This is a genomic window from Moorena sp. SIO1F2 (assembly GCF_010672755.1).
In the GTDB taxonomy this organism is placed as follows: domain Bacteria; phylum Cyanobacteriota; class Cyanobacteriia; order Cyanobacteriales; family Coleofasciculaceae; genus Moorena.
Window position 1 is genome coordinate 1 of record NZ_JAAHFV010000347.1, and the last position, 6,583, is coordinate 6,583.

The 6,583-nt window shown below is 45.7% G+C and carries 8 protein-coding genes; 2 read left to right on the forward strand and 6 right to left on the reverse strand.

Annotation, left to right across the window (positions count from 1 at the left end):
* Positions 1-248 precede the first annotated feature (248 nt).
* Positions 249-512 carry a DUF3146 family protein gene (locus F6J94_RS27750; RefSeq protein WP_075896297.1) on the forward strand — a complete coding sequence of 88 codons (264 nt, stop codon included), beginning with the start codon at positions 249-251 and terminating at the stop codon, positions 510-512.
* A 6-nt stretch (positions 513-518) separates the two neighbouring features.
* Here the strand turns inward: F6J94_RS27750 and F6J94_RS27755 are convergent, their stop codons facing one another.
* On the reverse strand, positions 519-671 hold the full coding sequence (locus F6J94_RS27755) for a hypothetical protein (protein WP_293046257.1): 153 nt from the start codon (positions 669-671) through the stop codon (positions 519-521).
* 112 nt (positions 672-783) lie between these two features.
* Positions 784-1,185, reverse strand: coding sequence for a pre-16S rRNA-processing nuclease YqgF (locus F6J94_RS27760; RefSeq protein ID WP_293046285.1), 402 nt, complete (start codon positions 1,183-1,185; stop codon positions 784-786).
* 109 nt (positions 1,186-1,294) lie between these two features.
* Between F6J94_RS27760 and F6J94_RS27765 the strand changes: the two genes are divergently transcribed.
* Positions 1,295-2,077 carry a class I SAM-dependent methyltransferase gene (locus tag F6J94_RS27765; protein WP_293046288.1) on the forward strand — a complete coding sequence of 261 codons (783 nt, stop codon included), beginning with the start codon at positions 1,295-1,297 and terminating at the stop codon, positions 2,075-2,077.
* A 765-nt stretch (positions 2,078-2,842) separates the two neighbouring features.
* Here the strand turns inward: F6J94_RS27765 and hypA are convergent.
* From hypA to F6J94_RS27785, 4 genes are all read right to left on the reverse strand, one after another.
* On the reverse strand, positions 2,843-3,223 hold the full coding sequence (gene hypA, locus F6J94_RS27770; RefSeq protein WP_293046290.1) for a hydrogenase maturation nickel metallochaperone HypA: 381 nt from the start codon (positions 3,221-3,223) through the stop codon (positions 2,843-2,845).
* Positions 3,224-3,238: 15 nt separating this feature from the next.
* Positions 3,239-4,441 (reverse strand): agmatinase family protein, encoded by a 1,203-nt coding sequence (locus tag F6J94_RS27775; RefSeq protein WP_293046293.1) that lies wholly within the window; start codon positions 4,439-4,441, stop codon positions 3,239-3,241.
* A gap of 340 nt (positions 4,442-4,781) precedes the next feature.
* The gene (locus F6J94_RS27780; protein ID WP_293046296.1) at positions 4,782-5,759 is read right to left on the reverse strand and encodes a D-glycerate dehydrogenase; all 978 of its coding nucleotides are present in this window, start codon (positions 5,757-5,759) and stop codon (positions 4,782-4,784) included.
* Positions 5,760-5,867: 108 nt separating this feature from the next.
* Positions 5,868-6,583 (reverse strand): Uma2 family endonuclease (locus F6J94_RS27785; RefSeq protein WP_293046299.1); only part of this gene is annotated, 716 nt, incomplete at its 5' end.

Genomic DNA, 6,583 nt, shown 5'->3' on the forward strand with positions numbered 1-6,583 from the left:
TTTGTAATTAGGTACATAGATCCCCCCTAACCCCCCTTAAAAAAGGGGGGAATTAGATTGAAAAGTCCCCCTTATTAAGGGAAACGGGGGATCTGAATCAGGGATTAACAAAACTGACATGCACCCCCTGGGTTCCTTGGTCATCAACCACCCACACTGCTATCACATTCGGGTTGATCCCTATTGACTTATCTGCCAACAGGTCTGCTAACCTATGTCTTTAAAGCAGATTAGGATTTTTTACCATTGTGAGTGCAAAGGGTTTGCCTGAAACCACTGCCTACGTCAGAATTACGCGGCACTGCTGGCAACAGGGCAAGATTGAAGGGGAAGTCCAAGCCGCAGACTATGAATGGGAGTTTAAGTGGCATTTTCGGGTCAGTCAGCTGTTAGTCACCCCCTCTTTGGGCCGTGCCTTGATTCAGGAACCCCTTGGCCGATTTTTAGAACAGTGGGATTACCAGCTCGAACCAGGAGGAAACTATGCTTTTACCATTCGAGCTGAGCTATAGCATGTCTCAATTCGGTGAGGTACTTTTTTTCTGGGGAGTAGGGAGTAGGGAGTAGGGAGTAGGGAGTAGGGAATAGGGAGTAGGGAGTAGGGAGTAGGGAGTAGGGAGTAGGGAGTAGGGAGTAGGGAGTAGGGAGTAGAGAATGGGAAAAATTTGCACCTCATTACTATGAGAAATGCTATATTCTCAGAAGGGATAATAGGGGGAAATTAGAAGAGGCTTGAGCATCCTGTCAATAGGTCATGCCCAAGGGAAGACGACGATATCCCTTTTAGCTTTTGCTTTTGATTATATAGCGCTCGATTAACAAAATTGCCACAATATCATCAATGGGTCGAGGAGGTTGGCGCATTCCTTGGGGGATAAGGCGTTGGAACCCTTTGGGAGGATACATTTGCCAGTAGCGTGGGCGAGCTTCTAAACTACTGTAGCGCTCATCTACCAGGACAATAGGTACTGATGCTGGTAATTCCTCCTGGATTTTCCGTTTCCATCTCTTGGCAGTAGTTTGGTCTCCCATCACAATGGTTTCAATGGGGAATTGTTGACACAGTTGCTGGAGTTTTGCGATCGCATTTCCTGAAGCGACTACCTCATGGGTTAGCAGCTGACCCTCTTTTTCCATTACTGCTACACCACATTTATCTCGTCCTGGATCGAAGCCTAAAATCATCTCAATGCACGGATTATGTAAATCTTTGTCAAAATTGCTAATCTGGCCACACAACTAGTACCCTACCCTACAAGTACAGTGATTGCCTAAATCCTGATTGGTATTAATCATGACCGAAACGAACCTTGAGACAACACCATTACACCAGATGAACCCAGAGAGTCGATTTTCTGAACTGGTGGCAGATTATGCGAAATACCGACCCAGTTACCCAGCTGCAGCTATCGACAAGATTCTGGAAGGACTTGAGAACAGAGGGCAACTGGTAGCTGCGGATATTGGTGCAGGAACAGGAATTTCCTCTCGGCTACTAGCTCAACGGGGAGTTCGAGTTATTGCCATCGAACCCAATACTCAGATGAGACAAGCTGCTACCAGCCATCCATTGGTTGAATTCCGGGATGGAACTGCTCAACAGACCAACTTACCTGATGCATCTATTGACTTAGTGGCTTGCTTTCAATCCTTCCATTGGTTTGATCCAGAGCCAAGTTTGCTAGAGTTTCGCCGTATCCTGAAGCCTACTGGACAATTAGCTGTGGTATGGAATGACCGCAACCGTCAAGATGATTTTACCCAAGGCTATACTCATCTAGTGCAAATCGCCTCCAATCATCATCCGGCTGAGTCCCGTATGTGTTCGGTAGACCCCTTGCTCGCTAGTCCATTGTTTCCCAATGTCTATTCCTACACCTTTTCTTATCAGCAAGCCTTAGACAAAGATGGTCTGATTGGTCGTGCTATGAGTGTCTCCTATATCCCACGAGAAGGATTAGCGCACCAGAAACTTATCTCTGATTTGCAGGAATTGTACAACAGTTGGTGTGATCACAAAGGTTTAGTTTACTTGAGGTATCGTACCAAGGTTTACCTAGCTCAACCTGAGTGCTGAGTTGTGATTAATAATTCTCAGTATAGCATTTCTAATTGTGTCCTACTACTTAGTTAGTCTAGTTTAGTTCGTCCAATTTCAAATCATCAATATAGAGTAGGAATAAGCCTAGAAAGATTGTCATTAGTGATCGCCAAAAAGGTTGAATAGGTATGTCCCAAAGTAACCCCCATATCCCACACCAGGAAATTATGATGGCGATCATAGTATACATAGTTGATAAGTTGGGATATTTTGTTTTGAAGTGGTAGAAGAGGTTTTCCCTCGAATTCATTTCCTCGAAATCTTTTTCTATAGGAGTTTTTTTCAAAGGAAACTGATTTATTTTAATACACCTGTGGATTCACACAATAGGGTAATCACTTACCCTATTGTCCAGCAATGAGATTATTGGCGTTGCTTAATGATGGTATAATTTTGCCCTCCTAGCCCCCCAAATTTGGTGGATTTAGAGGGCTTTATCAAAATCAAATGATCGCGCATTCATACTTCAATTCAGCAAAGCAAAAATTCCTTGATCATCTGCCCAAAATACAAATTATTAACCTCAAAGTATTGATTGTTATAAACTTTGTAAAACTTTAGTAACCAATACTAAAAAGCGATCGCTACGAGCTGTAAACGATCGCCTTTTAATTACCCTTCTAATCCTTATTGGTATAGCTCATAAAATAGTCGATTTGTCAACTCAAAGATGGGTTTGCCCTGGGTGCGATTGTGGTCAACGCCTTTCTTCCATGGAGCAGGTTAATTTCCAGAGCTGCATCAAAGCTGTGGTACATCGGTTTCAACAGCAGAGCCACAGTATTCAAGGCGGTCAATCTTTAATTCTCGCCCAGAGCGAATGTCTTCCATCGGTGATTTACATTCTGGGCAAGCGTATTGACTATCAATATCAGGCCGATAGTCTTGTTGACAGTGATGGCAAAAGGCAATTAAGGGAGTTTCCTGAATCACCAGTTTTGCACCAGACAAAAAGGTGTTGGGAATTTGAGCTTCAAAGGCCAATTCCAAACTCACGGGTTCGACGCCAGTGAACTGGCCTACTGTGAGATGGACGCAGGAAATTTTGGGTCGCTCTGGCTGTGCTTGCCACCAATTGCGCAAGGTCACAATTAGTGCCTTAGTCATGTCAGTCTCATGCATTGTTGAAATCCACCTTCAAGTCCAATCTACTAGTTCCGGCTGCGCTTCTGGATGAATATAGGAGGGTTTTTCCTGGCGCGGCAGTTGACCAGATAGCACTAGGTGCCCCATTGTGTCACAGATGACGCGAGTTGCCATCAGGGCAGTGATGTCGCTGATGTCATAGGGCGGCGAGACTTCCACTACTTCCAAACCGCAAACAGGAGCTTTCTGAACTATCTTGCCCAGTAGATACAGAGCTTCCCGGGGGAGGAGTCCGCCCGGTTCGGGCCAGCCTGTACCAGGAACAAAACCGGCATCGATACAGTCAATATCGAAGCTGATATAAATGCAGTCGGTACCGTCTAGTGCCCGTTCGAGGGCAAACTCTACTGCTGCGTCCAATCCCATTTCAGTGATATCGGTTACTGTCAGGATATTACTTGCCCGCTCCCGGCAAACTTTGACTCCCTGGCGAGGTACTTGCCAACCGCCAATGCCCAGTTGCACTAAGTTCTTGGCTGGAGCATTCCTCATGTTAGTGGCATGAAACCAAGGGCAGGTGTGCATCCGCTCATCCAGGTCGGTTTCCTGGGTATCTACATGGCGATCAAAGTGGATAATGCCAACTTTCTTGTCCCCTAAGTGCCGACAAATACCCCGAACCGTAGGAAATCCGATGGAATGATCCCCTCCCAAAATGATGGGAAACGCTCCAGAGCTGAAGATGTGAGCAATGCCTCTAGAAATCTGGTCAAATGACTTTTCGTTGTTAGCTGGAATGGTGAAAATATCTCCCACGTCACAGAGGGTAATTTGCTCTCGCAGGTCAATCCCCAACTCAAAGTTGTAAGGGGTGTACAAGGCAGAAATGCGGCGAATGCCTTGGGGACCAAAGCGGGTTCCGGGGCGATAGGTGGTTCCCGAGTCGTGGGGAACCCCGACAATGGCTACATCGTATGACTCAACCTGGCGAACATCTTCGAGATAGGGCGCTTTGAGGAAGGTATTGATGCCAGCGTAGTGAGGTAGTTCACCACGGGAAAAGGTGGGAATAGTGCGATCGCTAATACTCTCTGCCGCTTCCAGCCCGTATTCGAGCCCCCTTGACACCTCCTGCTGCCATCCCGTCAATGGTAGTTGAGCTTCACGCTCCAGGGCACGTTCTGCCTCAGAAGAATTTGAACTGTTACTGCCTGGGCTTTCAAACAAGGGGTTTTCAGAAGAATTTTCAGTCATTTGCACTCCCGAGAAGTTTTCTAAACATCTTAATCAGCGACTTATAGCCTACATTCCCAGGTTGGAGATGAAAGCTATGGTATTTTTTAAACTTCTCACCAATAGGTTATGAAATGATAAACCTACAGATTTCTTTTACTTGAGTTCGATCTCAGGGAGTTGGCTAAAAGCTAGGGCATGTCTGCTTGGGTCTAAAAACCCTTGGTGTAGCGGTGCAGCGAAGGCAAGGGAGGCAGGGGAAGTAAGGCAAGCAATGATAAATTACAACTGTCTTACCCGTTACTTTTCTTGATCGAGTAGTTTGCAGACAGACCCTAGAAATCAAGGAAACGGAATTATTCTAATACACTTGTGGATTCACACAATAGGGTAATCGCTTACCCAAAAGTCCAGCAATAAGATTATTCACGGCCATCGTAGCCATTTGCGATCGCGTTTGATAAGTTGCACTGCCAATGTGAGGAGTAATGATCAGATTATCCAAGGTCAACAAGGGACTATCCATGGGAATGGGCTCTGGTTTAGTTACGTCGAGAGCAGCCGCAGCGATTTGACCATTGCTCAGAGCTTGGTACAATGCTTCTGGATCTACGATTGCTCCTCGTGCGGTGTTGATCATGATCGCTGAGGATTTCATCAGCTCAAACTGGGGAGTACTAAATAAATGGTAGGTTTCTTCAGACAGAGCAGTGTGAATGGTAATAAAGTCTGATTCCCTTAGGAGCACGTCGAATTCAGCATACTTTACACCCAAAGATTTTTCTAATTCTGAGTCCCGTCGATGCCGACTGTAATAAAGAATTTCCATATCAAACCCTCGCCCACGACGAGCAACAGCTTGACCAATGCGTCCAAAGCCAACAATTCCTAAAGTAGCACCGCTGATGTTTGGTCCTAGCAATAAAGTAGGTTCCCAAGTCTGCCAATGACCAGCACGTACAAATTTATCTGCTTCAATCACTCGCCGTGCTGTTGCCATTAGTAACGTCCAGGCTAAATCAGCTGTAGCCTCAGTCAGGACACCAGGAGTATGACCAATGGGGATACCCCGGATGGTGGCAGCTGAGATATCAATGTTATCGTAACCTACTGCTAATTGGCTGATTACCTTGAGGGATGGTGCAGCTTCGATGATTTGTTGGTCAATGGAATCTGTGAGTAGGCACAGTAAGCCATCGATTTCTTTGACTTTGTTCAGCAATACCTCGTAGGGAGGCGGTTGACGCTCTGGCCAGATTTCCACATTGGCGATTTGGTGGAGTTGTTCGAGTCTGGTATCAGGAAGGCGGCGAGTTATGAAGACTTTGGGTTGAGACATCGGGTGGGTCAGTTGTTGTGGCTATAAAAATTTTCGTCTGCATCTCAAGGACTAGATTGTAGAGTAGATTATCAAGGGGATTTTGGTATTACTAGCTGCTTCTTCCAGCTAACGATTCATAAAATCTTCAGGATTAATCCCCAGCTGTTTTAGTTGAGCTTTCAAAGCATCAAGGTTCTGTTCAGCTTCCGCAGCCCGTTGCTCAGCTTGAATAGCCCGTTGACGTTCTTGAGCTGCTTCCAGCTCAGCCTGTTCAGTTCTTTCCTCTGGGGAGGGATACCGTTTCCCGTTAAGGTCATACCAATAAAGCCATTCCCGACTCCAATCCTGATAACTTCCTAACTCTGTACCAATTCCCAAACCAATTTCTGGCATCCACACTGGATTCCCGCTTTGACGCACATACACCCCATCTACCAAGCGATGAACCTCAAAGGGCTCCCCTTTGCGTGGATAATAACTGTCGCCATCATAAATTACATAATATAGGAATCCTAATTCGGCATAGTCTAATTTTTTCTGGTCGTACTCGCCATTGTAGGTTTGAGAGACATTTTCGATGGCTAGAATTGGCACGGTGTTGTTTTCTTCCCAAAGCACATAACTTAAACGTCCTTGACGACCCTTGGGACGAATTTTCCGCCGGTCTACTCCTAAACTTAAGAAAGCGTCAGGAACTATGGCGCTCTGGTTAGGGTGGTAATAGTAGCCCATATCAATTCCAAAAAACCAGTCATAGCGCTGTTGCCAGATTAAGGATAAGATCCCTTTGAGCAAGTGGGGAATTAAATCTTGCAGTTCGTTATCCACAGGGGTGTTATCAA

Bases quoted from the DNA above. Each gene is read 5' to 3' on its own strand.
- F6J94_RS27760 (WP_293046285.1), bottom strand. From the start codon at position 1,185: ATGATTTTAGGCTTCGATCCAGGACGAGATAAATGTGGTGTAGCAGTA.
- F6J94_RS27765 (WP_293046288.1), top strand. From the start codon at position 1,295: ATGACCGAAACGAACCTTGAGACAACACCATTACACCAGATGAACCCA.
- hypA (WP_293046290.1), bottom strand. From the start codon at position 3,223: ATGCATGAGACTGACATGACTAAGGCACTAATTGTGACCTTGCGCAAT.
- F6J94_RS27775 (WP_293046293.1), bottom strand. From the start codon at position 4,441: ATGACTGAAAATTCTTCTGAAAACCCCTTGTTTGAAAGCCCAGGCAGT.
- F6J94_RS27780 (WP_293046296.1), bottom strand. From the start codon at position 5,759: ATGTCTCAACCCAAAGTCTTCATAACTCGCCGCCTTCCTGATACCAGA.